This is a genomic window from uncultured Tateyamaria sp., from assembly GCF_947497045.1.
Classification (GTDB): domain Bacteria; phylum Pseudomonadota; class Alphaproteobacteria; order Rhodobacterales; family Rhodobacteraceae; genus Tateyamaria.
The window spans coordinates 1-25,824 of the sequence record NZ_CANMEU010000003.1 but is presented as its reverse complement, the minus strand read 5'-3'; the positions used below and the strand labels follow the sequence as shown (position 1 = coordinate 25,824).

Genomic DNA, 25,824 nt, shown 5'->3' with positions numbered 1-25,824 from the left:
ATTGCCCGCGCGCGAAAGCGCGGGCTCCATATCAGAGACTACTGCAGGCGGCCCACAGATTGGGGCCCTCTGGATGTCATCTGGTGGTGTGGCAGGAAACAAAGAATCTGCCTTCAAGCCGGTTGCCGTTTGTCAGCAGTTCAAAACAAGGAAGGCAACGAAAAGTGCCGCGAGCACTGTAGGCGAAGAAGTGCTTTTTTATTGCAATGCCTGGTTGAACCGGGCCTATTGACTTCGAAATAGCCCACAAGCGGATTTTCGATAGAAGCCATGATTGAACAACCACTTACGATTTACTTTGATCTTTCTCCCGACGCACGACCCACTCTCGGCGCAGTTGGCGCAGCGATGGTCCAATTTGAAAAGATGGCCGGGGAAACTGTCTTTTTGATGGAACCCGGAGTCGAGTTTTCGATGGTCTATCAGTATTCCGCACCCGGAAGCTTGAGGATCATTGCAGGGCTTCGGGGGTTGGTCACCGCTGAACGGCTTAGAGACTTGGCGCTGATAGTCGCAACCGTTTTAGTCACCAATGCTGTCAGCCATATTCAAGGAAAGGTGATGGATGAAGCCATCGAAGCCATTATCGGTGAAGAAGAAACCCTTTCCGATGAGGACATTCAAAGGATCGCCGACGCGGTCCGAAACGTAGAACGTTCTGAAACAGTAACTGCACCACGTCGCGAATTCTACCGCGCCGTTGAACCAGATCAAGCTATAACGGGTGTCGGTGCAGCCCCGAATGAAAAAGAGGAGCGCCCTGCTGTTGTCGTGCCACGATCAGAGTTTGGGCACCGTTCGGGGGCAGTAATTGAACAGGCTCCGGATGGTGAACCAGAGCCACGTGTATTGACCGAGCGTGTCGAAGTGGTTCTGGCAAATGCCCCTTTAATCGAAAGCAAGGCGAAGTGGCGCATCTTTTCAAACGGCCATCAGATTTCAGTCAAAATGCTTGATGAAAACTTCCAACAGCAGCTATTGAACGGCACTACCAAACTTAGGCTTGCAGGCGGTGTCTTATTAGATGTCACTCTTGAAACGACGCAGGTATATGCAGACGGAGTTTGGCAGAACAAATCATACGCAGTTTCCGAGGTTCATTCTTGGCGACAAAATCCAGAACAGGCCGAGTTTCTACTTTCGCATAGCGGCGATGATGGCGATCAAAACGATCAGGACGCCCAGTAGTATCGGCCAAGCCGCTTCGAATCCGACCCATCCGATGAACAGCTGAAGGAGCACAACAGCGATGGCTACCGCGGCTAGTTCCGCGATAATTTTCATCAGCTGCTTTAGATACCGTTCGTTCACAAAATTTCCATCCGTTCTCCCCTTAAGGCAGCGTATGCCAAATCTCTTGCCGAAAGGTAAGAAAAACTGAAGATGTCGACCAGCCCGCGAGGAAGTTGCCAGTCGCCAAGCTAGGATCAAACGATGGGGACATGGCTTCACTTACGGATCAGGGTCAAACCAACGACAGCTCTGGCAAGCTAAGAAGTGGCGACTTGTTGATAAGGAGTGGTCTCAGCTTTTGACATTTATTTTCGAAACCCGCTCAAAAACATCATTCGCGCTGCACTAATTCTGCGATGCTAGGATCATAAACATAGTGCGAAATCGTGCCATCTTTGATCCGCTCAACAGCCTCTTCGATGGCGAACAATGGCACCAAAAACCATTCCCGTGGTTTCATCGGTCGGCCAAGTCGATCGGGAATCTCGATATCCAATTGGGCTGGCGCGAAAATCCGGTGAAGAAGTGTTTCCAACTTGCTGCGATTGATATTGTAGAGCTCATAGGTGGCCACGACATCAACCTTGGCCATCAAGAAGGTTGTCTGAAGCTGCGCGCCCGCAATGCGCTTCTCAACGTCATTGCTCGTCACGCCAATCTTGTGAACAAGCTCTCGGTTTGCGGCGACCAATGGATGATCTGAACGGCTTCGCAACACATAGATGGTTCCGCTCGCTTCATCACCTTCAGCGGTTTCGTCAGAAAACAGCGGGCCTGCATTTGGCTCTGTTATCCTACGCCCAGCATCCCCATCCGCATTGAGCGCGCGTTGGAGCGACCGCATGAGCATCTTGCTTTGCGTGCCGTTGTCGAACACCACCCGCAGGCGTGCGTCTGTTCGGCCGTGGTCCGTAAGCTCTATGTCGCCCATTTCCGCGACATAAGCTTTTTGTCCTCCGACAATAAAGAAACGGCCGGGTTCGATCTCGGCCTTAAGCTCAAACTTACGCGTTTCCCTTATGCCAGAATCCAGCTCCTTCTGGATCTGTTCGAAGAGCGGTTTGAAGGTGTCGAAATCTTCACACTTTTCACGCCCAGCAACCTCCTCGGCAGCTTTTTTTTCTGACGTAGAACGAACGTGCTTCAGTTCCGAAATGGACGGCGCTTCCGCAGCGATGCCAAGTTCTGCCAACAATGCATCGTCATCAAGATCCTCGAGGTCGGCATCTTTGACTGGATTTTTAGCGGCGAATAGCCCTTGATGGTCCATATCTGAAATCAGATCTCTATCCTCGCCAAGTTCACGCAGCCGTTCAAGTCGAGTCGCGTATAGGCGTTCAAAGATATCTTTGTCCTCACCGTGACCTGGGACGCGCCCATTCTGGTCAACAAACCGCTGGATTTCTTCAAATCCTGCAATGATACGTTCTTCTCGCGGTGTACGTGCGACAACCTTCTTGGTCTCGATTTCTACACCGAGTTCCGCGAGCAGCGCATCATCCTCGTCGGTGAAACCTTTAGCCATTTGCAGCCTCCTGCTTCATGCGCGCAAGGAATGCGACACCTTCAGCCATTTTCTTTTCCCAGGCATCCGCAGACGTGATCGATGGCAACCGGCCACGCTCTTGCTTGAACTTGACTGCACGTTTGGCCAAGTCTCGGGCCTCGTCCGGCGATAGCTTTACCTTTTTCGCCGATATGACAGCCTGAACCTGTTTAAGGCTATCTTCGCTCATTGTCTTTGCCAGGATGGAATAGGCCTCGCCGAACGGGTTGATCCGATCAATCAAATCAATATCCAACTCACGTACATCCATCACAAATTTGCGCACCCCATCAATCAAAGCCGTGTTGCCACCAGTTTCATCCGCATCTGCACCTGACAGTGCGATTTCTTTCGCTTTCTGGGTGAGGTTCAGAGCCGCGATCGCATGCTGGCGTACAGCCTCTTGGTCTTCCGCATCAAGTTCTGGAAACTTGGTGCCGACAATCTTGCCCATTCGCACTTGCGTGATCTCTTCCGGGACCATCTCTTCGTCAAAGAGCCCGCGTTCAATCGTCGTTTTGTCCTGAACAAATGCCGTTATTACCTCGTTCAGATCCTCATCACAAATTCGCCGTGCGAATTCGCTCTTGGGTTCAGCAAGGCCTTTGATTTCCATCTGGATTTGCCCTGTGGCCGCATCAAACCCCACGTTTTCTTTGTTGGGATCATAACCGCCCTCACCGTAGTCAAACCCTTCGACGGGTCCACTCGTCGGCGTCTTGGGCGTGAAGTTGAAGCGAGGGGTCAAGACCTGCTCCATCAGCAAACTTGCCGCTATGGCCTTGAGCGTGTCGTTGACCGCCTCCGTCACGGCCTCTTCACCCGCATCGGGTTCCGCGATCAGGTTGGTGAAGCGCGCCTTCGTTTTACCTTCGGCATCGCGGGTCGCGCGGCCGATAATTTGCACGATCTCGGTCAAGCTTGCGCGATAGCCAACGGTCAATGCATGTTCACACCAGATCCAGTCGAACCCTTCTTTTGCCATGCCAAGCGCGATGATGATATCGACATGGTCGCGATTGTTTTTCTGCGCAGGGTCTTTCAGAGCGCTCGCCACCTTGTCACGCTTCGCAGCCTCATCATCCACCAGATCGGCAATGCGCAATACGCGGCCCTCTGGCGTCTCGACCAATTGGAACCCGGTCTCAGGATCAAGCCCCTTCCACTCACCCAAGCTGTCGATAATATGTTCGACCTCCTTGTGCTTATCTTTGGTGCTTTCGCGCGAATTCACATTCGGGATGTGGACAATGGTTTTCTCGGCGGGGTCCAGAACCTCCAGAATGCTGTCAGCGTAAGACCCAGTGTAGAAGAAATAACCGATGTCGAGCGTCTTCAGATGCTCATAGCCATTGAGCTGCTCATAGTAAGTGTAGGTGACCGTTTCAAACCGGGCCTCATCCTCGGGCGACAAGACGGCTTCGGCATCGCCCCTGAAATAGGACCCGGTCATCGCGACCAGATGCACCTTGTCGCGGGCAATGAACGCGCCCAGATGCGCGCCAAGCTTGTTGTCGGGATTGGCCGAGACGTGGTGGAATTCATCCACTGCAATCACACGATCGTCGAAGGCCTCGATCCCAAACTTGTCGACGGCGAAGCGGAACGTCGCGTGTGTGCAGACCAGCACCTGATCATCGCTTTCCAGAAAACGCCCAACAGCACCAACCTTGCCGTCATCACCGCCGGGGGCGTTGCACAAGTTCCATTGCGGCTCGACGTGCCAGTCAGCCCAAAAGCCGAACTTGCTCAGTGGCTCATCGTTGAAGCTCGACCCGATGGATTTTTCCGGCACCACCACGATGGCCTGTTTAAGACCCTGATTGTGCAGCTTATCGAGCGCGATGAACATCAGCGCTCGCGATTTCCCCGAGGCAGGCGGCGATTTGATCAACAAATACTGCTCGCCGCGCATCTCATAGGCGCGCTCTTGCATCTTGCGCATGCCCAGTTCGTTCGAGGTGGTCGAACTGCGGTTCCGCGCGTAGGTGACGGAAACGGAGGGAACAGATTTTTTACTCGACATTGCGGCTTCCTAAAATTGGCTGCAAATCGCATGTAGGCTGCTCAAACCGCCGCCTCATCTCAGCTCTTTGCTCTTCAAAAAACTTAATCTTTTCAGCCATAAATGCTTTTGGATCCCATTCGGACCCCAAGTTTGCCTTGTGTACGGCTTTGATCCGATACCGTTCCGACAGTTGCTCAGCGAGACATAGTGCATCGTAGCCGAGCTTTGCATACCCCTCTTGGCGGGCTTCAAAAAACTCCGAATAGTCCGGCGGAGTGGCTGCATACTCTGATTGACCGTCAATATAGCGGTCAGTGGTCCGTGCTTTGTTCGGCAGGCCCAGAACTTGATGCATCAGGCCTTCGGGCAAACTCCGCCAGGCGATGTCGTCTGGATATTCAGGTGGTGCAGGTTGTCGAACTTGCGCGACATAGTACTCCTCCCCATCGTCTGTCCGTCCTGCTGGTTGACCATGACTGGTTCCGTCATCTTGCACCACATCTACGCATTTGTCGGCGTATTCGTGAAGGATACAGACCAGGCGGATCGCCGCATATGATCCCTCTCGCCTGCGCTGTTTCCACGATGCAAACCCATCCTTCGCGATGGTCAAAAAACTCCCGACGACAACGCCAACCAAACCAAAGACTGCTTCGATCATACCGCCACCTTCGTTGTCATCTTGGTGTAGAGCTCAAACAGCTTCTCCAGCCGCTCTGTGTCGTTGCGGAAGCGGCGACCGATGTAGATGCGTTCGAGGACCTCGTCGTTGCGGTCGTGGGCGGCGCGGAGGTTTTCGGGCATAGCGTCGGGTTTGTAGAGGTCGGCGATGGTGGCGGGGAAATGCGCCTCGCGGGCCAATAGGATATCCTCGGCGCAGCGGGTCAGATCCGCTTTGTTTTTCTCGGTGAGCTTAGGAACCGGGAAAGTATGCCACCCCAATGTACTGGAATACCTAATATCTGTTTTCAAGCGGCCACACACGGTAGCAGCCCAAGTAGCCTTCAGCTTGGAGACTGCAATACCAAACTCCCACAAGCTGCAAGATGAAACAACGAATGCCGCGTCAGACACAACCGTTCCAGCGTCAAAAAGGTCAGCAGGCAGATATTCTCGGGTTTCTGATGAAGTTTTGGCTACGGAGAAGAAGCGGTCGGCTACTTCCGTCCGTTGGGCAAATTTGTGTGGGATAGCGGCGTAGCCCTGAGTGGTTTTTGCCGAAGAGCTCTCGCGAAAGGATCTTACTTCATCAATACGGTCTTTGACTAATTGAACGCTGTTAGCGAGATCAAGATCTTTGTCTTCGATCCAAAGGCACTTCCTATTTCTATAGTTAGCTAGTTCTTGAGACCCGACAAAATCCCGTACAAGCGCGCGCATCCTAGAATCCTGCGCTATCAGAGAACGGGCTTCTTCAGCTGCTAAAATCAGATTCCCGCCATCACGGGGCATACTGCCAGAAGACATCGAGGACATTTCTGCAGAAACTGGCTTACTACGCCCTGTTACAACAGTTTCATCTCCCGCTATTAGATAGGGTGAAATAGATGGGACTATCCGAACAGTTCCATTTCCATAAAGCGCGCTGCTATCGGACGATTTTTTGCGGACACCCAGAATCGCGCAATGCACAGCAGCATTGTCCGACGCATTATTGCGCCATTTAAAGCTTTGATGTGCGAAGGCAATTTCTAGATCCTTCTCAAAAATTCTAGACCAAAGGTGAGCCACCTGTTCCCCTTGGCTTATCGAATTAGTTGATACAAAGGCGAAACTTGCATCACAAAAATCTAGGTAGTTGGCTGCCTTAAGAAACCAACCGACCACATAGTCACAGTTCTTAAAGTCTTTGTGGCCGCCGAACAAATTGGATAATTCTTCTTTCTGCGAAACACTTTGCTTTCGAGCTCCTTTGAATTGCGGGTTGCCGCAAATGTAGGTCTCTCCGCCCTCATTCTTGAAGTCGATTTGGGCCTTTTCCAGCGGGGACATGAACAAGTCTTCGCCGCGCATATCGACCTTTTGGCTCGTCGGCGGGCAGACGGTCAGCCAATCCAGGCGCAGGGCATTGCCTTGGGTGATCCAGTTCTCCGCATCCAGCGGCAGGAAGGCGGCGAGAGCGTCCTTGTGCCCGCGATAGGTCACGTCGCATTGGTATTCCGCGATGATCAGCGCAAGGCGGGCGATCTCGGCCGGAAAATCGCGTAGCTCAATCCCGCGATAGTTCGTCAGCGGGATATCCGTGCGCCGATCGGGCTCGCCGCAATAGGCGTTGATCTTCGCCTCAATGGCGCGCATTTCCTTGTAGGCAATGACAAGGAAGTTGCCCGACCCGCAAGCCGGATCAAAGACGCGGATTTTCGAGATGCGTTTGCGCAGGTTGTCGAGCTTGCGCTTGTTGTCCCCCGCCGCCTCAAGCTGCGCGTTCAGGTCATCAAGGAAGAGCGGGTTCAGCACCTTCAGGATGTTGGGCACAGAGGTGTAGTGCATCCCCAATGCGCCGCGTTCTTCGTCATCGGCCACGGCCTGAATCATGGAGCCGAAGATATCGGGGTTGATCTTGGTCCAGTCGAGGGAGCCGATGTGGAGCAAGTAGCTGCGCGCGATCTTTGAGAATTTGGGGGCCTCAGTGCTGCCCGAAAACAGCCCGCCGTTCACGTATGGGAAGGTGTCGGCCCAACGGGGAAGGTTCGCGCTCGCGCGGTCCTCGATCTTGGTGTTCATGGCGCGGAACAGCTCGGAGATCACCTCGTGCGTGTTCGAGCTGTCCTTGTCCGACATCTGGGTGACAGTCGCCGTGAACAGGTCTTCGCCATTCAGGATCGACGTGTCTTCGGCAAAGAAGAGAAAGATCAGCCGCGCCATGAAGTGGTTCATGTCATGGCGGCGCTCTGCCGTACCCCAGTCGGGGTTGGTTTTTAGCAGCTCGACATAGAGGCGGTTGAGGCGGCCCGTGGCTTTGATATCAAACGAGCTTTCGCGGATCTGTTTGACGGTCGAGATGCCTGCAAGAGGAAGGAAGAAGCCGAAGTGATCGGGGAAATCCTTGAAGTCGCAGGCGATGGTTTCGCCGGTGTTCAGATCCTCGGCTTCCAGGGTGACGCCATCCGTCGCAAGGAGGAATTTCGCTTTGGCCTTGGAGGTGGCAGGGCTGGACTTAAGCGCCGCCAGCGTTTCAGACACGCTGCCCGGCGCGCAGGATTTCAGGTGAATGTTGTTCGTTTGCAGAACGCCGTCCAGGTCGGATTTGTTCGATGTGCCCGAGCGAAGGCGTTTGAGCGTGGTTTCTTTGTTGCCGAAGGCGAGCAGAAAAGCATAAGGAAATTCAACCGCATCAAACGGTTGCTCCGCCAGCGCGGAAATGGCTTCTTCGATTTCAACGGCATTCACGACAGGTTGTCCCTACTCGAAATTGTTTTTCTGTATTGCTAGCGGTTATTTGCGGGATTCGCACCCGCAAAACCTGCATAGCGCCTTGGGGCGTAGGTATGGCCGGGGCGGGCAACCCGCCCCGGCGCACCGATCACTCGGTGACCGGATCTTCATCGCGGCGTGGGAAGGCGACCATTTCGACGTCGTGGAACATGCTGTGTTTGACGTTGATCGACGTGATGTTGCCGCTGTCGTCGGTGTTGACGAAGAGGACGCCGCAGCGGTCCCAGAAGTTCTTTCCGTCTTTTTCGCCGGATTTGACGTTCAGTTTCAGAGTTTGCGTAGCCATTCGTTGATCCTGACTTTGAGTGTTTCGATGAACATGACCAAAGCTGGCACCAAGGGGCTGTCAGCGAGAAACTTGCTTCGCGAGGAATGCGCTGGCGCAGGGGAATTTTCTTATTGAAGCGGGGCTTGCACCGCGTCTGACACGGCTGCCCGCTTATGTTAAGCAATCAGAAACACGGCAGTGAGAACGAAAACTGGCATCCAAAAAATACTGCTGCGCAACTTCCACAAGCCTCAAAGGAACCAGAACTAGAGACCACGGCCTGGCCAACTGAAGCCGAAATGACGGACGTAATATTTGTCATGCATGTACTTCAGATCGTCTTCCCAATCCGAAATCGCATCCTCGTAGCCGCGTGACTGCATTTTCTTGAAGTTTTTCGCTAGACCGGCAATGTGATAAGCGATTTTTCTAAGCCTCAAAGCAGACTTTGGTTCGCCCCACATTCGAAGCGCCGAAATCCCTTCGACTGGTGGAAGATGCCCCGAGAAGCAGCGATCTAGTATCAACTGCCGTGTTGATGCTGGCAAGCCATTTGTTTTCCCAACGGTATATCCGAGCACTTTCAGAAAGCTTTCCTCAGCCCTCTCGAAATCGCCACCACCATGACCACTTCCAACATCTGTGGTTGGCCATTTGAAAGCTTCCACTTCGGGCAAATCTCGGACCCTTCGCCTCCACTCCTTTTCGACAGCTGAAACAATCAAAAGGTGTTCGTTTTTCTTTTGGCCTGTCGAATTGGCTGCACGGGATGTATTTGCCTTCCAGAGGTTTAGGAGTTGCTCGTTGTTTGACTTGGACAGGGAAGAGCGAATTCTTTTTCCGCTTTCAACGAGTGATGACATCTCTCGCTTATGACGAGCTTTTGCTTGCCGCTTCACGTCTTCATCTCTGCGAGCTTCTTTTGATTTCCGCCTTTTCAACCTCTTTTTGGCTTTTTGCTCTTTGGCTGCCCGCTGTTGATCGAGATGTCGCTGCTTTCTAGCAGCTGTTTCAATAGTCTTGGCCCATGATTGAAAGTGGCGCTGGTAGATTACGTCTATTTCCACATCGTGGCGGATGACGGTTTGCCCCTTGAAGGTCAGGCCGACCGTAAAATTCGGCCCTTCCTGTGGAGACCCGACCCACATTTCGTCTCTCATCACAGTGAAGAGGCGCACGAAAACCTGGTTGAAGATCGGATCGTCACCAAAGCCGTGCAATTCCTGATAAGCCTTGCCGACAGCAACCCACTCTTTTGGCTGATCCGCCAAGCTGTTCAAAACAAAAAGCGACAATTTTCTAAGAGCATCGAGACTAAGCTCAAATTTGGATTTACTCACGAACATCCGCCCTAAAAATCAATTACTTAAGCTCCTTCTAAGATTGCTCTCAAAGGGGCAATTTTATTGCGACCTTACTTCAAAAGAGGTAGGCGACTCCTCAGCGCGCCATCGATCGAAGCAAGCAACGACTCTGGGAAATCCTCTGGAAGCAGGTTGAACGTGGCCTCAACGATCGCGTGCGAGGTCTCCTGCAGTTCTTCGAACAGGCCCTGTACGACAGCGCGGGATAAGCCGGATTGAACTCCGGTCTCCACGATGTGCCGACCAACGATATTCGAAACCTTGTAGTGGTTTGAGTTGCCGAAATTCATGGCCAGTTTGAAGTACTTTCGCTCGATCTGTCGCGCATCGACAGTCGGCTGCACCGTCAAAACGTCGTATAGCGGTGTCATGCGAAAGCGACCGCCGGGTAAGAGGCTGACGCTGAAGTTCTTACCATGTCCGTCTGTCGCGCCCAGCAACCAGAACAGGACATTCGCTTTGAAAAAGTCGTACCGGTCTTTGTTGGGGTCATCACTTCCCAACAATAGATCTATGATATCTGAGATTCCTGGGCCGCCCTCGTTCTGGTACTTCTGGGTAGGCACAACGGACAATGCTTGACAGCAATCCTCCTGCGGCAGACGGATCAAGCGGCCATCAGACGTCCAGCGCCGATCAAAACGCTCAACCACCAAGGCTTTCTTGTCGCCAAACTGAGCCATTTCGACATTCGCAGCCCTAAGCCCAAACGCTTCCATCAACTTCAGGCACAAGTATTCGTTTTCAACGCTGTCGGACAGGTCCATGCCGTTAGGCAGCCTGCCGATTTGCGGCTTGATGATGTGCGTAGTTGGCGTCGTACCGGTTGGCTCTATCCACTGGCCGTCTTTACGAAGCAGCGCCGTTTTCTCCTGCGCACCAGCGACAGAAATTCGGAAGTCATTCTCGCGGCGGATACCCAGTGGCGCGAGGTCGAGGTCGCTCAAAATGGACCCGATCTGCGCCTCGTCAACGGGTTCTCCAGTCAACACAGACATTGGCTGGGGCTCTTGCCCATCAGGAAGAAACTGCAGCGCACCAATGCAATCGCGCCCGATTTGCGACAGCAAGCTGAAGGCATCGACGCCTTCGGCCCCGACGCGTTCCGCGACCCTTCGACGGATGAGGTCACTGTCGGGCAACAGGTTGTCAAAGACGGCCATCACAGGTGCGCCGCTGTACCGGTTCTCCTGCAATGGCAACGACAAAGAGACTGGCATCCGGTGCTCCCATTCGAGCCAGTCACGTGCATAGGCGAAACTGACTCCGCCTGAGGACTCACGTACCAACTGACCGACGAGCCGCGAGTTCAGGAAAACGTTCAGCGGTATGTAGCTGCGCTTGCGGCCCATGTCAGAAGATGTCCTCTAGCCCGTCTGATGTGCCTTTGCTGCGCTCGGTCACCGTAATTTCGAGCTCCAAGGCCGCGATCAAATCGAATACTGTTTCCAGCTTGGTTCCGCCGCTGCCGTTCTCGATCTTGGAAATTGTCTCTTGCCAGACACCGCTCATCGAGGCGAGTTCCTTCTGGGTAAGGTTCATTGCCTTCCGAGCCTGACGAATTGCGTGGCCCAAGTTTTTTGATGTACGAACTAGGTGCTTCATGGCGGTTCTCCTGCCACTACGTATGACCCATAGGTCATAAATTGTCAATATGATCCCCAAGTCATAAGCCAACAATATGATCTGAGCACCATAAGAATCCGCAGCATTGGTAGCTGCATCCACAGACTTCGCCAATGCTCTCACGCCTGCAGCCCCGCCGCGCGCACCTGCTCGGGCGTCACCAGCTTTGACGCTATCAAATCCTCGATCTGCCGGTTGGTGATGTGGCGGCACAAGGGATGACGCTCTTGAATCCACTCGGCGAGGCTCGCACGGCCTTTGGCTTCGGCCTCTCGCGCCTTCTCGCGGTCGGCATGCACCTGGGCAAACCCCTTCTCCCATCGGCGCATCTTGAACCAGTTGTCTGAGAAACAAACCTTGCTGCGCGTGTAGCCCTCGCTTTCCGTCGCGTAGGCTTTGACAACCTGCTTCAGATCATCGGGCTCTACCCCGGCCTTCAAAGCCACAGCGATTAGGCGCAGACTGGTTCGCCGGTCTCGGACCCTGTCTTCGGGATAGGCTGCCAAGATCTTCTCAGCTTCAAGATCTTCAACCTCCGCCGCCGCCTCGCGCCTGCGCGTAGGTGGTTTATGGATGGTTTTAGGATGGTTTGGGGTCCACCGTGAACCCCGTACCCCGTTCACCGTGGACCCCGTACCTGGGTCAGGCTGGACGGGGTCCACAGTGACCCCCGTCTGAATGTCGGGCTCAGCTGTGGGTTCGAGCGTGGCGACCCGCTCCAGAACGATGCAGTAAATGACGGTGTAGCCGTTCTTGCAGTGCCGTCGCCCTGTTTCGATCAGAATGCCTTCGCGCAGGAAGTCGATGATGGTGCGCTTCACCGTGCTCTCGCTAAGCTCTGTGTGGCGCTGGATCGTCCCCTTGGAGCACCAGATGCCCGAGCCATCATCGCTCGCTTTATCGGCCAGAAACATGATGATCTGCTTGCGCGCAGCGCTGCCAAAGCGGCGCTCGGCGCATTCATTTGCGATGCGCCAGCTCATTGGATCGCCTCACCGGTCAGAGGCCACGAAAAAGCCGACAGAGCATTTGCGGTGCAGCACTGGCCCATGCTAATGTGCTTCGAAAGCTGACAGGCTTTTTCTATTTGGCCCCGGTTCACAGTTGCCGCTGTGACGGGGCCTTTTTCGTTTTGGACCGGCGAATTTGGCTTTGAAACTTTCGCTTTTTGTTCACTTTTTGTCAGGGGGCATTTTGCACCCCTAAGCCGTTGTTTTTGCTTTATCTCTTTCTGGATTGCAAATCCGTGTACACCGGTTCGATTCCGGTACTCGCCTCCAATAAAATCAATGTGTTATGGATTTTTCTGCTCATTGGGTATCACCTCTAGTATCAGTTTCACGTTCTGTGCCTGTTCTGTTCGGGGTCATTTGCGCTTTGCTGCCGCCTGACGCGCTCGCATGATTTGCCGCGCTTCGCCTGCATATTTGATGATCATGGCTTTGGATGTATGGCCGCTGAAGCTGGCAATCTCGTCGTCGGTGCAGCCAGCCCACGCCAGTTCCATCACACCCCGATAGCGCAACGCGTGTTGATCAAAGTCCATCAGGCCCAGCCGCTTACGCTCTCGCACCATTACCCGCGCCATCGCGTGATAATCCATCGCAGAACCATCTGCGCGCGTCAGGATGTGCCGTGAAGGATGCGGGGCGAATCCCAGCTCGGCCTTCGCCTGATCCAAGGCTTTCTTCAACGCCTCAGTGCACGGCAACAACAAAGGTTTGCCGGTTTTGTTCTGGCGCAGCTTCAGAGTTTCGCCATCATAATCGCCCCACTGGAAATCCACCCAATCACCGGGGCGCTGCACACTGCCCACGCCAATCTCGAAAATCAGAAGAGGCAGTGGCTTCCCTTCCTCCCGCATCTTCTCCACCGCCCAATCGGCCCAAGGGATATGCGGCTTTTTGCGCGCCTTCGGAACTTTGAGCGGTTCGATATCAATCGCGGGATTGTCCCTGCGCCACCGTTTGCGGATCGCCAGCTTGGACAACATGCTGATCGCGGTCGGGATGTAATTCGCGAACCGAACCCGGTGCCGGTTCTTTTCCATCGCATCGTAAATATCAGCTTGTGTCAGACGAGCTACGTCCGCCTTGCCAATTTTCTCGGTCAAATATTCAAAAACAGGTTCCAAATCCTTGCGATACCGGGGCGAGAAGCCTGCCCATTTGTCGGTTTCGCGCATAGCGGCAATCAGTGCGGTCCATGAGGTTTTCACCTCCGCCCTCTTGCCACTCACGATTTCCCAATACTGGTGGTCAAAATCGGCGGTGCCTTCCTCCGCCGTGATGCGCCCAAGATAGATCATCTTGCCGTTGACGCATTTGCGCACATACCAGCGACCGGACGAATGCCGCCACAGGTATTTCTTGCGCCGGATCACCATTCAATTGATCCCTGAACTTCACCAACCTCACCATTTGAGATCTGCTTCAACGTATCTGTGTCCCAACGCACGACGCCGGGGGCGATTTCATACCCTTTCGGCAAATACCCTTCATCCACCAAATATCTGAACTGCTTTGCCCCCAGATCCAGCAGGCGCGCGGCGGTGGTTTCACTGGCCATGAGCGGGGTCTTCGGCCTCATGATCCCGCCCCCTTTACCTGCGCCTTGACCGTAAACTGCGCAATATACCTCTCCCACGCACCGTTCGGGATCTTGGGGTTACGTTTGCCGGGGGCGGTGAAAATATGATCCAGCATATCCTCGCGGATCAGATACCGAATGTTGGTGACAGGCAGCCCGACACGCTCGGCCAGTTCTTTGGGTGTTTCGAGAGTTTTGGTCACAATTCACCTTTTTGTTGTGTTTCAGGAAGCAGCTCTGCAAAGTGAACAAAAGAAAACAAATCGCAGCAAAGTGAAATTATTTTCACCAATAATGAACGGAATCACCTGTTGTCAACAGAATTGTCAGGAATAGGCCTGCGGTTGCGCGAGGTTCGCAAGGCAAATGACCTTACACAGCAGGTCATGGCCGCAGCCATCGAGGTGACAGATAGGACCTATAAAAACTATGAGCAGGAAAAGCGTGACCTGCCCGCAGCCGCAGCCATTACGATCTGTGATTCATTTAACGTAAGCTTGGAATGGCTTCTCGCTGGACGTGGGAAGGTCAAAAAAGGCGACAGCCCGGATCTTGCTGAAAGAGCGTCATATGCCGTGCTTGCAGAGGACAGCGAGAGGGGGACGAACCTTCCGATTGAAAAGCTGTCCAAGATCATCGGTTATGTCGCTGACCAAGCAGCGCAAACCGGAGAGCCAGAAACGGATCTGGCAAAAAAATATTTCGATACCTTATGAATTGCGAGAACGAATATGACAGACGTCAATTATAACAGCCAGGAATCGGAACTCGACCTATGTGATCGGGAGATTTTCCAATTCGCCCGCAGACTTGCCATTGCCGGTGGTGTCTCATTGATCGTTGGCGCAACGGGTTTAATCGCGACTTCTGGCCAAACAACATGGGATGTTTCGCGCTCCCTTTACTTGCTTTTGGTTGCAGCAGGTCCGATCGGAATTTTGATCGGGCATCGTTTAGTGCGAACACTCATGAAGCATCGCCACAAAGAGCTTAGAATTTTTTGACAAACCGATAAGAAACAAAATGGACAACCAAACACAAAGTATTCTTGAGAATGCCTTTCATATTTTGAAAGCTAACTACACATCATCACACCCAGAAGTCACAGACTTAGCTGACGATGCCGAGTTTGAAGAAACATTTTCTTTGCCGCAAATTCAGCGCGCCCAGCAAAATCTTCTGGCACCTCTTGCCAGGCTGGAAATGGAGATTTCTTGGTTGCCGGAGCTGAGCGATGAGCAGATATCAAGTATCACCGCCCTGATGGTTTCGGGGGATTATTCCAATCTGTTTGGCGCGACAGAACATCTTCCCGAACTTGCCAAAAGCAACATTCTTTCTCACCTCACTCAGTTCTCCAGAGGGAGCAATGATGTCTTTCACAAGTTGATCAAAACATGGGAGGAAGTTGATATTTCCGAAACGCTCGATTTCCTCAATGAAAATCGCTCAAAGGCGGGCTTTCCGAATATAGACACAGCCCAACTTGAAGGGGCCTTGCGGCGGTTAATGACCATGCAGGCCAAAACCGCTGCTATTGGCGTGTGGGCCCTAGAAAAGCCCGGCGAAACCATGGATCAGATTGTTGAGTATGAGGTCAATCGAGACCCATCAAGCCCATTTCTAGCGCAGTTTGTTCGGCAATATGATCTATTGAGCGAACCGGATTTGGCAACGCTCAACAATCAAATTGACGACGTCATAAAAAGTGCTGAACAAGAGGGCGCTAATCTAAACATTATTGTCGATGCAGCTTCTGAACTTCTGGTCAAATGGGATGAAATAAATCAACCTGTCCAAGTTTATGAACAACAACAAGGGCATGAAGAAGGGCGCTCGAAGAGAGTATATGAAAAGCTCCGGCAGCTCTGCCTAACCTTGGCAAACGAACGTGGCGAGTATGATCACGCAAAGCGCTTATCCGCAGCGCTACTGCACACATTTCCAGAGCTTGAATCCGTAGCCGAAGTTTTGCGAGGCGATGTTGCACAGTTGGAAACACTGGTTGAGCAAAAACAGCAAAGCGAACAATTGGAGCCTTTGGTCGCGGCCTGTGAAGCGGCTAAAAGTCAACTGCCTAAAGTAAAACGAGATCTTGCAAAAAGCAGCTTTTCCACGGCACGGCGGGGGCCTGTTACTGATATCTATTCCGCGCTTGTTTCAGCTACATCACAACCGGGTGATCACACTGTTGCGTTCCTCATTATCAGAGACTTAGCGCTGTTCATAAACAACGAACGTAACGACCCAGAAACAGCATTTGGAATTATCAATGGCCTGATACATTTCACACGTGCTGCACCGTCTGCCGAAGTTCGGGAAAAGCTTGACGAAGAACGCGCTGTTTTGCATCGCAACTGGAAAATGGAAGAGCTTGAAAGAAACAGGGGAAACGTTTCTGGGATGTCGCGAGTCGTCGATGAAATGCTTGTATACGCAAGGGGTAATGACAAGCTGGAGCTGGTCCAACTTAAGGAAAAGATCACTCAGAAGAAAAATGAGAAAATTGGATATTGGGTCGTCATTGGCGGCATCATCCTGCTTTTGATAATTTTTGGTGGGTAATTTTGAATCTCCAAAACGCAAATTGGAAAAATCATGAGTGATGAACTGGATTTTGAACACAAAATGGAAGCTGTATCACAGCTTTGCGTCGACTACTGGAAATTGACGAAAACAACCCTCAAAGCTGTTGAAGCAATGCCAGAAAAAGAGGCGCGCAGGCTGCGTGCTCAGTTGACCTTTTCCGACCGGCAGCTTTCCCTTCTGAGTAACCAGCTCGGGGTCAAAGTTGTCGATTTCGATGGCGAAGCGTTTCATGATGGGATCGCCGCTTCTGCTGACAATGCTGGCGACTACGCTGATGACGTTGAGTTGATCGTTTCCAAAACGATCGAACCCGCGATTTTGGCAGACATGAAAATAATCAGGTTGGGTCGTATTCTCGTCCAGCCCGTAAAAAATGAAAAGGAATGAAAATTGTATCTCGGCATTGATCTTGGAACCTCAAACTCAGCAGTTGTCGGCCATATGGATGGATCGACGCGCCTATTCAAAACAGCGGATGGCACGGATGTACTGCCCAGTGTGATATATCTCGACAAACGCGGACACCGTTTCATCGGTAAGTCTGCGTATGACCGCCTTTTGTCAGCTCCCAAAAATGTTGCTGCCGGGTTCAAACGTTCAATGGGAACAAAAAACCCCGTTACCTTTGCAGGGCAAACGTGGACACCGGTTGAATGTAGCGCGGAAATAATCAAAGCACTGGTCGGGCAAGCGATGACCGAAGCCGGTGGCCAAGATATTGAAGGGGTTGTTATCACAACGCCAGCCGCGTTCAATCAGATGCAAAGTGAAGATACGATTGCTGCTGCACGATTGGCGGGGCTGGAGCAAGTTAGTTTGCTACAAGAACCCGTAGCGGCCGCCCTCGCGGCAATCTCTCACAGTAAGCAAAAAGATGGCGTCTTCCTCGTCTATGATCTCGGCGGGGGTACTTTTGACCTCGCACTCGTGATGAGTACCGCAGGTGTTGTAAACGTTATCGCTCATGAAGGGATCAACATGCTGGGCGGGCGTGATTTTGATCGGATAATTTTTGATAGCATTGTACGCCCATGGCTATTGGAAAACTTTTCCCTTCCGACAGACTTTCAACGCCATGAAAAATACAACCACCTTTCGACAATGTGTAAGCATGCTGTTGAAAAAGCGAAAATTCTTCTCTCAGCCTCGCCAACTACGTCCGTTTTCGCCACCGAAGATGAAATTAGAATGACCGACGAAGACGGAGAGGAAATCTATGTTTCGATTGATCTTACCCGCAACCAAATCAACGATTTAATCAGAGACCGAGTGGATGAATCAATTGATCTGTGCCGAAAGATCATATCTGACAATGGGTACAGGAACGAAGACATTTCAAAAATCGTTCCAATTGGCGGCCCCTCTAAGATGCCTGTTATTTGGGACATGCTAGAGGCCGAATTAGCTATTAGGGTTGAAAGAGGCCTTGACCCTATGACCGCAGTCGCAACAGGAGCTGCCATTTTTGCCGAAAGCCGCGAATGGGATGGAGAAAGCTCCTCCCAAAAAAGTGGCAAGCAAAAAGAAACTGTGACAGGCAGTGTTTCTTTGGCAATCGATTATAAGTCCCGCGTCTCGAGCGAAACAGCAAAAGTCCGTCTCAAACCTGCACCAGATATGCCGGCGGGGCATGAGGTGGAAATTTTGGATGAAGAAGGCTCTTCTACTGGACGCATTCCCCTTTCTGGCCCGCTCAGCATCAACGTTACCGCCCGGAAAGATGGTGACAACCGTTTCAAGATTACGGTATTTGATCCGCATGGAAAGACGGTGCCAGATGCATCCCGCGAAATCGTAATCAGCAAATCCCAGGCAAGCGCAGCAAGTGTTCCGATGACCTATACGCTGGCTGTTAAGGTTCAGCACGGCCTCGTTGGGTATGAGCGCAATAAACTAGAAGTACTTGTCAAAAAAGGAACTGCCTTGCCTGCACGGGGTAAAAAATCTTTCCGTGCGGGCAAAACACTGACCGGTGGAGAAGATGATTTTATCGCCGTGGAATTTTACGACATGGTCGAGGAAATAGACACGCCGGAACATAATCTGCACATAGGAAACTTTCATCTGAGCTGTCGTGACGAACTTGAGCGCGGGGAACGGATTAATCGTGGTGATGATTTTGTCATTGATTGGCAAATGAGTGACAATGGCACCCTGAGCTTTGCCGTGGAACTTCCTTCTCTGGGGCGCGTTGTCGATGCCACCAACCTATACCGTTCAGCCGATGGCGGTATCCCGTACGATGGAGAGCGCGGCGCAGAGCTGGCGGCAACCATGCTGGCTCGCGCGGAAGGCGACTTGGAAGATCTGGATGGTACCTTGGATGAAAATGCCGATCCCAGTGGTAACATTAGGAAGCGTATTGAGCGCCAACATTCTGCACTTTCCACTTCTGTAGATGCTGACACACATCGTTCCGTAGCAGAAGAAGCGCGTAAGATCAGACAAGATATCGCACTGCTGAAAATGGCCCCTGAGAATGAAGAAAGGGTTCTTACTGAAGAAGTATCCAAGGCAGAAACCTCTTTTGATGAGCTTCGCGATAATGCTCAGGGCGTCGATGCAGAACGCCATGACAAATTGCTTGTTTCCGCCCGCCGTGAGATTCGTGAGAAAAATTATGACGCTGCACGCCGTTCTTTGGACGAAATGCAGGGCATCCGCATGAAGGTTCTTTCTGAAACCCCGGACTTCCTGATCGCCATCTTCAAACAACTAGCTGAGGAGCATACACTAGCAGTGGATCCCGAGCTTCATGAACGCCTTATTCAAGCTGGAATCGAAGCTGTGCAATCTAACGATGTCGAAGGCCTACGGGCTGTCATTGGGCAAATGTTCGGCAATCGTGTTTCCACTGGCGCAGATGCCGCAGAGATTGTTGAGCTAGCACATCTGTTGGGAACCTGACCAAAAATCAATTTATGGAAACGCCTCCACATTCCTATAAAAAAAATGTGGGTGGCGTTTCCGTTGAATTGCAAAACGGCTCTCCACGCATATTCCCGCTCCCATCCAGAATAAGGTTCCTACCGCACAAGCACCCCATGAACAAATCTTCCGAATTCCGCATCTACTATTTCCGCGCGCGCATAGCCACTGAAGCCAAGCGTCTTGAGGCCAACATATGACGCGGCATCTTGTGGCGGCTGACGGCACCCTGACCGACACCAGCGGCGTGGCGGTAACGCCGCAGGTGATCGACAGCACCCGCCTACATGTCGCTCACCTCACACCACATATATTGACGGTCGATTTGCCCAAGGGCGACCGGGTTAATATTCTTGTCGAATATTCCTGCCATTGCTGGACCAGAGCCTTTGAAACCGCAGAACACGCGGGCCAGGTGCAAATCATGGACGGCATACGCCCTCGCGTATTTTGCCCGCATCGGTTTGCGGCCTCAACGGATCTGGCGGAACTGCTTGGAACCTTGCCGCAAAACCGCCTTTACCTTACGCCATCAGACCGAAATTATGGCACATATAACGCCACGATGATGTTGGGTGATGGAACGGCCTACACCGCCTTTTTCACGCTTCGCCCCCACAAGGGCAGATTCGACGGCATCCGGCACAAACTGCGCCTGTTTGTCGAAAGCGCCCACCATCGACCGCAGCCAGAAAACGGTCAGAAAGTGAAAATTGCAGTCGTCATCGGTCAGGCGCTCAAAGGCAAAAAGGTCAAATATTTCAGGCGCTAGAACGACCGAAGGAGCCACCTTTGCAGGCAACTCCTTGGCTATCTCGACGCTCTCTTCGGCCTAGGCCTTATCCACTATTCCAGTTGGACAACTTGCGTTGCGGAAGGAACCTCACAGTCGATCTGGTATCCTTATGGGGAGGAATATAGGTTCAAATGCGTTACCTGTCAATTAACGCCGCGCGCTCGACTTCCCAGTTTTAACGCTCTGCACATAGCCAAGAAATCAAAAGGCAGGCCATAGCTGGCCTAATATTCGGACGGTTAGACCATCCCTTTACTGCCATTCACATAGCCCTCCAAAGCTAAAATTTCAACATTATATGACACAAATCATAGCTGCGGTGGCGGCGCTACTGACATGACCATCTGCCCCACTTTTAGATCCTTGGCGTTCAGGCCCAGTTCTCGGATGATATATTCACCACCTCTGCCACTGATATTTCGACAATACCCGTTGCCTTCCTCGTCGATGAACAGACAACGGATGTTGCTGTAGTCACCCCAAACCCCTGCAAGGGCCATCAACGGAACGCCTTCGGGCAAACATGCCACCTTTTCAAACGTTCGGTAATCGATGCCATAGTCGCGGGACTGCCCGTAGGACATGGTAAAGTGATCAAAGGGTAAACTCATCTATTTTCCTTTCGTTTCAAAGGCCATGACTATGGCCGCGCTCTTGTTCATTCAGGTCTCGTTCAGCCGTTGTTCGGCGCGTTTCGCTAACTTCAAGCTGGCCTCTAAGCCCTCTTGAAGCGTCTCGTAGGTCTGCTCCTCTGTCAGCAAGTCGGCCAATGTGGCGACCGACAAGAGATGCGATTTCATCAGCAGCGCCACGCAATGCGCCAACCCATTCACTTTGCTCTCGATCCCGTTCGTCGAGCGTGCTTCCAAGGCGCGCAATTCCTGCGCTGAGGTTTCGCAGGCCGTCACCAACCGCTCGACGCAGGCGAGCAAATCGCGTTCCAAGGCTGTCAGGGGTGTCGTCATTTATTGCCCCCTGATTTCGATGCAGATGATCGGTGTTCCCGCCATCGTGCAGGTTTTCATTTCGGTCTGATCGGGATCCAGCGTCAGCCAAATCTGCCCCGCCTGTTCGATCCGTGTCAGGCCCAGTTCCGTCAGCTCCGAACGCGTCAAAAAGGTCATCCAGAGCCAGCTCACCGCCACGGTCGAGGTGATCCACACCAAGATCAGCCCTGCGATCACCCAAGGCGATATCGTCAGCCAACGCCGGATCGTCTCGCTGCGCCTCTGCAATTCGCTCCTGCTGTCGCTCAGAAAATAGCGGATATCGGTCTCGATTGTATTCAGCGCGCTTGTCGCAATGTCGCTGAAATCGGTCCTGAAGATCTCCAATTGAGAATTCATCAAGGTGGCATGTTCCTGTCGGATCAAGTCCAGATCCGCGTTCAATTTCTCGCTCAGCCGGGGTGGCTTGCCAGTTTTCATTGAAAATCTCTCCTTTCAGCCGCCAGCGTTCGCCGGTTTCCGGGTCTTTGGCGGTGATGTAGTTTTTGCTGGCGCGGGGAATATCGAAGCCCGCATCTGTCAGAGCATCGACCATGCTGGCACGGTCAGTGATGCTGCCAATGCTGATCTGATCAAGAATCCAGTCATGCAACTCATCGCGGCCCTGCGCACGAGTTGGAGCCTCAGCCACCACCTGCACCTCTTGGGTGCGCTCCAAATCCATCGGATCGGCCCAGCCGTGAGTCTTGTTCATCAGGTCACGCAGGCTGTCATAGGCATTCTGATAGCCGGGTGGTGCAATGTTCAGACTGTTGCCTGTGGTCAGTTCCAGCCGAGGCGTACAAAAATGCAGCTCAACGCGATCTTCGTGGGTATGGCGGACCCAGAGCATATCATATTGCTCAGGGTCCATTCCCGCAAAGGCCAGCCCTTCGAAGGCGTCCATGACTTCGAGCTGCTGGGTCTCAGTCGGTGCGTCCTCAATAGCAAAGCTGATGACACCCGCGCGATAGGTCCATTGATTGTTGCTGGCGTCAATCAGCGCCTCGGTGCGATCAGGATTGCCCCGCAAAACCTCCGGCAGCGGATGCCGCGTGACTGTCTGGGGCTGGCCATCGGCATCGCGGATCAGGTCGCGGTTGTCATCATAGGCCAGCACCTCATCCGCGATCAGATAGCCGACAGGACCGGCCCCCACGCCTTTGCCATTGGGAAAGAACTTGATCAGCATTGCCGCACCTCATCGAGGAGCTGGGCAAGCTGACGTTCGATCACCACGAGCTGACGCGCGAGGGCCAGCGTGTCGAGCTCTATTCGCCCCGCCAGCAAAGCTCGGTTCGTAGCCCGAGCGATCTGGTTAAGGTTACCGCCGATGCGCCCGACCGCCAGCCTCAAGGCCGGATCGACGCGTGGCATTGGCTTGCGGCGGCGCGCCTCCGTCAGGCCAAGCGCCTCACGCAAGAGGGTCGCAGCGGGAACGCCAGCCGCCTCAGCCTTGGCGCGTAGTTCTGCCTTTTCAGCCGCGTTGCACCGAAAGACAAATGTCTCGGTCAGGGCTGCTTTGGCGTGGGGCTTGCCCCCGCCGGTGGGGTTCGAAGGGGAGGCTTGCCACCCCTCGCAAGGTCCCGTGTCAGATGCGCCAGCGTATGACATGGGTCGCCTTGCTCTTTGCACTGAAGACGGTTCTGTTTTCCCCATCAGCCAAGCCCTGCCGCCTGAATTTGCAACGGCGTCACCAGTTCAGCCGCCAAAAGCGCCGTGATTTGGCTGGGCGAAATATGCCGACAAAGCGGGCTGCGATCTGCGATCCAAACCGCCAGCCCTTTCAGCGCCTCGGCCTCTTTGGCTTTCGCGGCCTCACGCTGTATCTGGGCATCGCAGACATACCGCTGCCAACGCTCAGAGCTGAACCAATTGTCCGAAAAGCAAACCTTGGAACGGGTGAAACCCGCGCTTTCACTGGCATAGGATTGAACAGCCTCGATCAGATCGGCAGCAGTGATACCACTCGTCAGGATCTCCCGGATCGCCAACAAGCAATCCGCTCTCCGGCGGATGCGATCCTCGGGATATGCCGCCAAGATTTTCTCAGCTTCATCATCCACCACCCCGCGCGAAGGATATGGATTTATATTTGGTTTATATCTGTTCTTATAGGATTTGCCCTCAGGGGCAGACGGCTTGCCCTCAGGGGCAAATGTATCATTTTCCCCTTTGGCCCACTCGATCTGCCCATTTGGGCAAATGCAATCGCCCAACGCGTACCAGCATGTTCGATCATAACGATCATCGCTGAAGCTCCCCTTCAGGATCAGCTCTGATTTGATCAGCTTATCCAACGCCGTGCGGATCTGTTTTTCTGTCAAATACGGGAACAACTCGGCGAAGGCGGAGATTGAGTTGTAGGTCCAATAGCGCCCATCCCGCAAATTGCGCCGGTTGGCTTGGTTCTTCTCGATCCAGAAGGTGATATTCTGGAAAATCACCGCTGCGTTCAGCCCTACCAGTGCGGCGATGTCAGGATCAAAGCTATGGCGGCTCATTGAGCGCCCCAAACCGGCGTCAGAACCGCAGGAATGCCCCCGATTTTACCGGTATCATGTTCGCCGATAGTTCTGGATTTGTCGTGATACCTATTTCCACCTAATAGCCTGTCAAATAACGATAAAACATTGGATTGCAAATCCGTGTACACCGGTTCGATTCCGGTACTCGCCTCCATTTATTTTCCTTGACCCCAAATCACTAATGATTTCAATTAACACCATGTTTTACAGGGTGTTATGATGTTGCGTGTGCGAACATTTGTGCGAAACCGTGTGCGAAATTATGTGCGAAGTGATCAAGGTCAGGCGATGAAGTATCTCAAACCACGAGGCGGTTGGTACCATTTTGAACGAGTGGTTCCCGCTGATGTTCGACATCTCATTGATCAAAAGGAATGGCGGCATACCCTTGATACCGACAGCAAAGTTGAAGCTGAAGCCCGCTGTAGGCGCAGAACTGTAGAAACAGACGAACAGCTAAAGCAGGCCAGAAGCGGCACATACCGCCGTCTTGATCAAACAGAAATCGAAGACCTGGCTATTCAATGGGGAGTCGATTTTCAACTCATCAATCGTGAGAACATTGCACGTGAAGCCTATCCAGATGTCTGGGGCGAACTGGAACCCATCGGAGACGAAGCGCCCCGCCCCATCATTCGGAAGAAAACCGACCTGACACAGTATGTGAAGGACTGGATGAACAGGAGAGATATCACTGCGATCACAACTGGTACGCCAGACTTCGAGGCGCTACTTGAGGCTTGTTTGGAGGAGTACCTCGTGTCCAACCCTGAGATATCAAGCCAGTGGAAGGACATGATAGCTGAACTGGGAGGACCCGTCCCATCAACTTTCGGTACATTGAAGAGAGCAAAGAAAGTTGATCCAAATCGCAAGCTTTCTTTGGCTTTCAAGAAGTATTTGGAGGGTAATCCAGACCTTAGTGACAGCGCGGTGTCAGACTTTGGGACTGGTGCCCGTCGTTTCATCGAGTTCTGCGGTGATCTCGACGTTGAAGAGATAGATCGAACACATGCTGAGAAATTTCGCGATGGTCTGATCCGCCTTCCTTCCCGACCGCCCAATAAAATCCGCAAACTTACCATGCCCAAGCAACTCGACTGGGCTGACACAAATGAGACAAATACTCTTCAACGCGGTGCAATTAACAAAAACCTTCAGGGCGTGAAGCTGACGTTAGACTACGCATATGACGGCACTGCACTCATCAAAGACCGCACTTGGCGTAACCCATTTGACGGCTTCATCAAGAAGGTTAAGCGGTCGAAGACTGATCGCAAGAAGGGGTTCACAGACGAGCAGGTTAGGATCGTGTTTTCACGTGAAGTGTTTCAACCAAAGACAGCGGAACGTTTCTGGATTCCCGTTGTCTTGTTTTACACTGGGGCACGGCTGGACGAAATCTCCCAACTCTATGCCTCTGATGTCAGAAACTCTCCAGTTCCACATCTCCTCGTCGAAAACTTGGAAGATGAAGACCCCGCACTTGCAAAACTCCTGAAGAACGAAACTTCTCATCGAACGATCCCAATACCTGACGAATTACTGAGCTTGGGAATTTTGGACTATGCCGAAGCGATCAAAGCTGGCGGCCACGTTCACTTGTTTCCCAATCTACCCCACAAAAGTGGGAAAAAGCGGGCTGGGTATACATCAAGGACGTTCATGGAAGCCTTCCGTGAACATGGGGAGCAACACCCTGAGACCCAACTGAACACTCTGAAATTACGAACTCATAGCTTACTGTCCGTCATCAAATGGTTTGAGACAGATGGCGGTTTGACTTTGAGGAGTCGTCGCTCATCTGGGCTTAGTTAAGCAGCGGATTTGGCGTGCTGCAAGCGCCTTAACTTCATGGTTTTTCTTTTCGTCCTTTCTCGTTCGAACAGTATCGTTTTGCCGCGTCCCGTGTAGACGTCGGCGGGTGT

At 52.7% G+C, this 25,824-nt stretch carries 25 protein-coding genes and 1 pseudogene; 8 read left to right on the top strand and 18 right to left on the bottom strand.

The genetic code is table 11. The annotated features are described in order from the left end of the window. Positions 1-270: 270 nt before the first annotated feature. Positions 271-1,188: a hypothetical protein gene (locus Q0859_RS06805; protein WP_299148991.1), complete on the top strand. Its 918-nt coding sequence runs from the start codon at positions 271-273 to the stop codon at positions 1,186-1,188. 376 nt (positions 1,189-1,564) lie between these two features. On the opposite strand, the gene Q0859_RS06800 is transcribed toward Q0859_RS06805, so the two are convergent. From Q0859_RS06800 to Q0859_RS06745, 12 genes are all read right to left on the bottom strand, one after another. Beyond that, on the bottom strand, positions 1,565-2,758 hold the full coding sequence (locus tag Q0859_RS06800) for a GIY-YIG nuclease family protein (protein WP_299148989.1): 1,194 nt from the start codon (positions 2,756-2,758) through the stop codon (positions 1,565-1,567). Next, entirely contained in the window at positions 2,751-4,805 is a 2,055-nt protein-coding gene (locus Q0859_RS06795; protein ID WP_299148987.1) for a pseudomurein-binding repeat-containing protein, read from the bottom strand. The genes Q0859_RS06800 and Q0859_RS06795 overlap by 8 nt, the downstream gene beginning before the upstream one ends. Continuing rightward, on the bottom strand, positions 4,795-5,448 hold the full coding sequence (locus Q0859_RS06790) for a hypothetical protein (RefSeq protein ID WP_299148985.1): 654 nt from the start codon (positions 5,446-5,448) through the stop codon (positions 4,795-4,797). Before Q0859_RS06790 ends, Q0859_RS06795 begins: the two co-directional genes overlap by 11 nt. Next, positions 5,445-8,177 (bottom strand): DNA methyltransferase, encoded by a 2,733-nt coding sequence (locus Q0859_RS06785; RefSeq protein WP_299148983.1) that lies wholly within the window; start codon positions 8,175-8,177, stop codon positions 5,445-5,447. The genes Q0859_RS06790 and Q0859_RS06785 overlap by 4 nt, the downstream gene beginning before the upstream one ends. Before the next feature lie 133 nt (positions 8,178-8,310). Next, positions 8,311-8,508, bottom strand: a complete 198-nt coding sequence (locus Q0859_RS06780; RefSeq protein ID WP_299148981.1) for a hypothetical protein — start codon at positions 8,506-8,508, stop codon at positions 8,311-8,313. Positions 8,509-8,756: 248 nt separating this feature from the next. After that, a complete protein-coding gene (locus Q0859_RS06775; protein ID WP_299148979.1) occupies positions 8,757-9,830 on the bottom strand; it encodes a hypothetical protein in 1,074 nt (357 codons plus the stop codon). A gap of 74 nt (positions 9,831-9,904) precedes the next feature. Further along, entirely contained in the window at positions 9,905-11,206 is a 1,302-nt protein-coding gene (locus Q0859_RS06770) for a type II toxin-antitoxin system HipA family toxin (RefSeq protein WP_299148977.1), read from the bottom strand. A 1-nt stretch (position 11,207) separates the two neighbouring features. Next, entirely contained in the window at positions 11,208-11,459 is a 252-nt protein-coding gene (locus Q0859_RS06765; RefSeq protein ID WP_299148975.1) for a helix-turn-helix transcriptional regulator, read from the bottom strand. A gap of 140 nt (positions 11,460-11,599) precedes the next feature. Continuing rightward, positions 11,600-12,463, bottom strand: a complete 864-nt coding sequence (locus Q0859_RS06760; protein WP_299148973.1) for a hypothetical protein — start codon at positions 12,461-12,463, stop codon at positions 11,600-11,602. Between the two features lie 383 nt (positions 12,464-12,846). Beyond that, entirely contained in the window at positions 12,847-13,866 is a 1,020-nt protein-coding gene (locus Q0859_RS06755; protein WP_040180079.1) for a tyrosine-type recombinase/integrase, read from the bottom strand. Next, complete coding sequence (locus tag Q0859_RS06750; protein WP_040180081.1) at positions 13,860-14,069, bottom strand: hypothetical protein; 210 nt, start codon at positions 14,067-14,069, stop codon at positions 13,860-13,862. Before Q0859_RS06750 ends, Q0859_RS06755 begins: the two co-directional genes overlap by 7 nt. After that, positions 14,066-14,272, bottom strand: a complete 207-nt coding sequence (locus Q0859_RS06745) for a hypothetical protein (RefSeq protein WP_040180084.1) — start codon at positions 14,270-14,272, stop codon at positions 14,066-14,068. Before Q0859_RS06745 ends, Q0859_RS06750 begins: the two co-directional genes overlap by 4 nt. Positions 14,273-14,380: 108 nt before the next feature. On the opposite strand from Q0859_RS06745, the gene Q0859_RS06740 reads away from it, so the two are divergent. The 6 genes from Q0859_RS06740 (at position 14,381) to Q0859_RS06715 (ending at position 20,358) form a co-directional block, all read left to right on the top strand. Next, complete coding sequence (locus tag Q0859_RS06740; protein ID WP_175304820.1) at positions 14,381-14,785, top strand: helix-turn-helix transcriptional regulator; 405 nt, start codon at positions 14,381-14,383, stop codon at positions 14,783-14,785. Positions 14,786-14,800: 15 nt separating this feature from the next. Beyond that, positions 14,801-15,073 carry a hypothetical protein gene (locus Q0859_RS06735; RefSeq protein WP_139044774.1) on the top strand — a complete coding sequence of 91 codons (273 nt, stop codon included), beginning with the start codon at positions 14,801-14,803 and terminating at the stop codon, positions 15,071-15,073. A gap of 19 nt (positions 15,074-15,092) precedes the next feature. Then, on the top strand, positions 15,093-16,634 hold the full coding sequence (locus tag Q0859_RS06730; RefSeq protein WP_040180087.1) for a hypothetical protein: 1,542 nt from the start codon (positions 15,093-15,095) through the stop codon (positions 16,632-16,634). 33 nt (positions 16,635-16,667) lie between these two features. After that, positions 16,668-17,045: a hypothetical protein gene (locus tag Q0859_RS06725; RefSeq protein ID WP_040180088.1), complete on the top strand. Its 378-nt coding sequence runs from the start codon at positions 16,668-16,670 to the stop codon at positions 17,043-17,045. A gap of 3 nt (positions 17,046-17,048) precedes the next feature. Beyond that, entirely contained in the window at positions 17,049-19,565 is a 2,517-nt protein-coding gene (locus tag Q0859_RS06720) for an Hsp70 family protein (protein WP_040180089.1), read from the top strand. A 217-nt stretch (positions 19,566-19,782) separates the two neighbouring features. After that, entirely contained in the window at positions 19,783-20,358 is a 576-nt protein-coding gene (locus tag Q0859_RS06715; RefSeq protein WP_040180090.1) for a hypothetical protein, read from the top strand. A 332-nt stretch (positions 20,359-20,690) separates the two neighbouring features. Here Q0859_RS06715 and Q0859_RS06710 read toward each other — a convergent pair whose 3' ends face one another. From Q0859_RS06710 to Q0859_RS06685, 6 genes and pseudogenes are all read right to left on the bottom strand, one after another. Then, positions 20,691-20,993: a hypothetical protein gene (locus Q0859_RS06710; protein ID WP_040180092.1), complete on the bottom strand. Its 303-nt coding sequence runs from the start codon at positions 20,991-20,993 to the stop codon at positions 20,691-20,693. 51 nt (positions 20,994-21,044) lie between these two features. Next, positions 21,045-21,347, bottom strand: coding sequence for a hypothetical protein (locus Q0859_RS06705; RefSeq protein ID WP_299150221.1), 303 nt, complete (start codon positions 21,345-21,347; stop codon positions 21,045-21,047). Then, entirely contained in the window at positions 21,348-21,809 is a 462-nt protein-coding gene (locus Q0859_RS06700; protein WP_299150219.1) for a hypothetical protein, read from the bottom strand. A 16-nt stretch (positions 21,810-21,825) separates the two neighbouring features. Beyond that, a pseudogene (locus Q0859_RS21495) lies at positions 21,826-22,275 on the bottom strand (relaxase/mobilization nuclease domain-containing protein); the annotation flags it as partial. A 278-nt stretch (positions 22,276-22,553) separates the two neighbouring features. Next, a complete protein-coding gene (gene mobC / locus Q0859_RS06690) occupies positions 22,554-22,982 on the bottom strand; it encodes a plasmid mobilization relaxosome protein MobC (RefSeq protein ID WP_139044776.1) in 429 nt (142 codons plus the stop codon). Positions 22,983-23,026: 44 nt separating this feature from the next. Then, complete coding sequence (locus Q0859_RS06685) at positions 23,027-23,872, bottom strand: hypothetical protein (RefSeq protein WP_040180095.1); 846 nt, start codon at positions 23,870-23,872, stop codon at positions 23,027-23,029. Between the two features lie 312 nt (positions 23,873-24,184). Here Q0859_RS06685 and Q0859_RS06680 point away from each other — a divergent pair, with 312 nt between their 5' ends. Beyond that, complete coding sequence (locus tag Q0859_RS06680) at positions 24,185-25,714, top strand: DUF6538 domain-containing protein (RefSeq protein WP_299148957.1); 1,530 nt, start codon at positions 24,185-24,187, stop codon at positions 25,712-25,714. Positions 25,715-25,824: the final 110 nt, after the last annotated feature.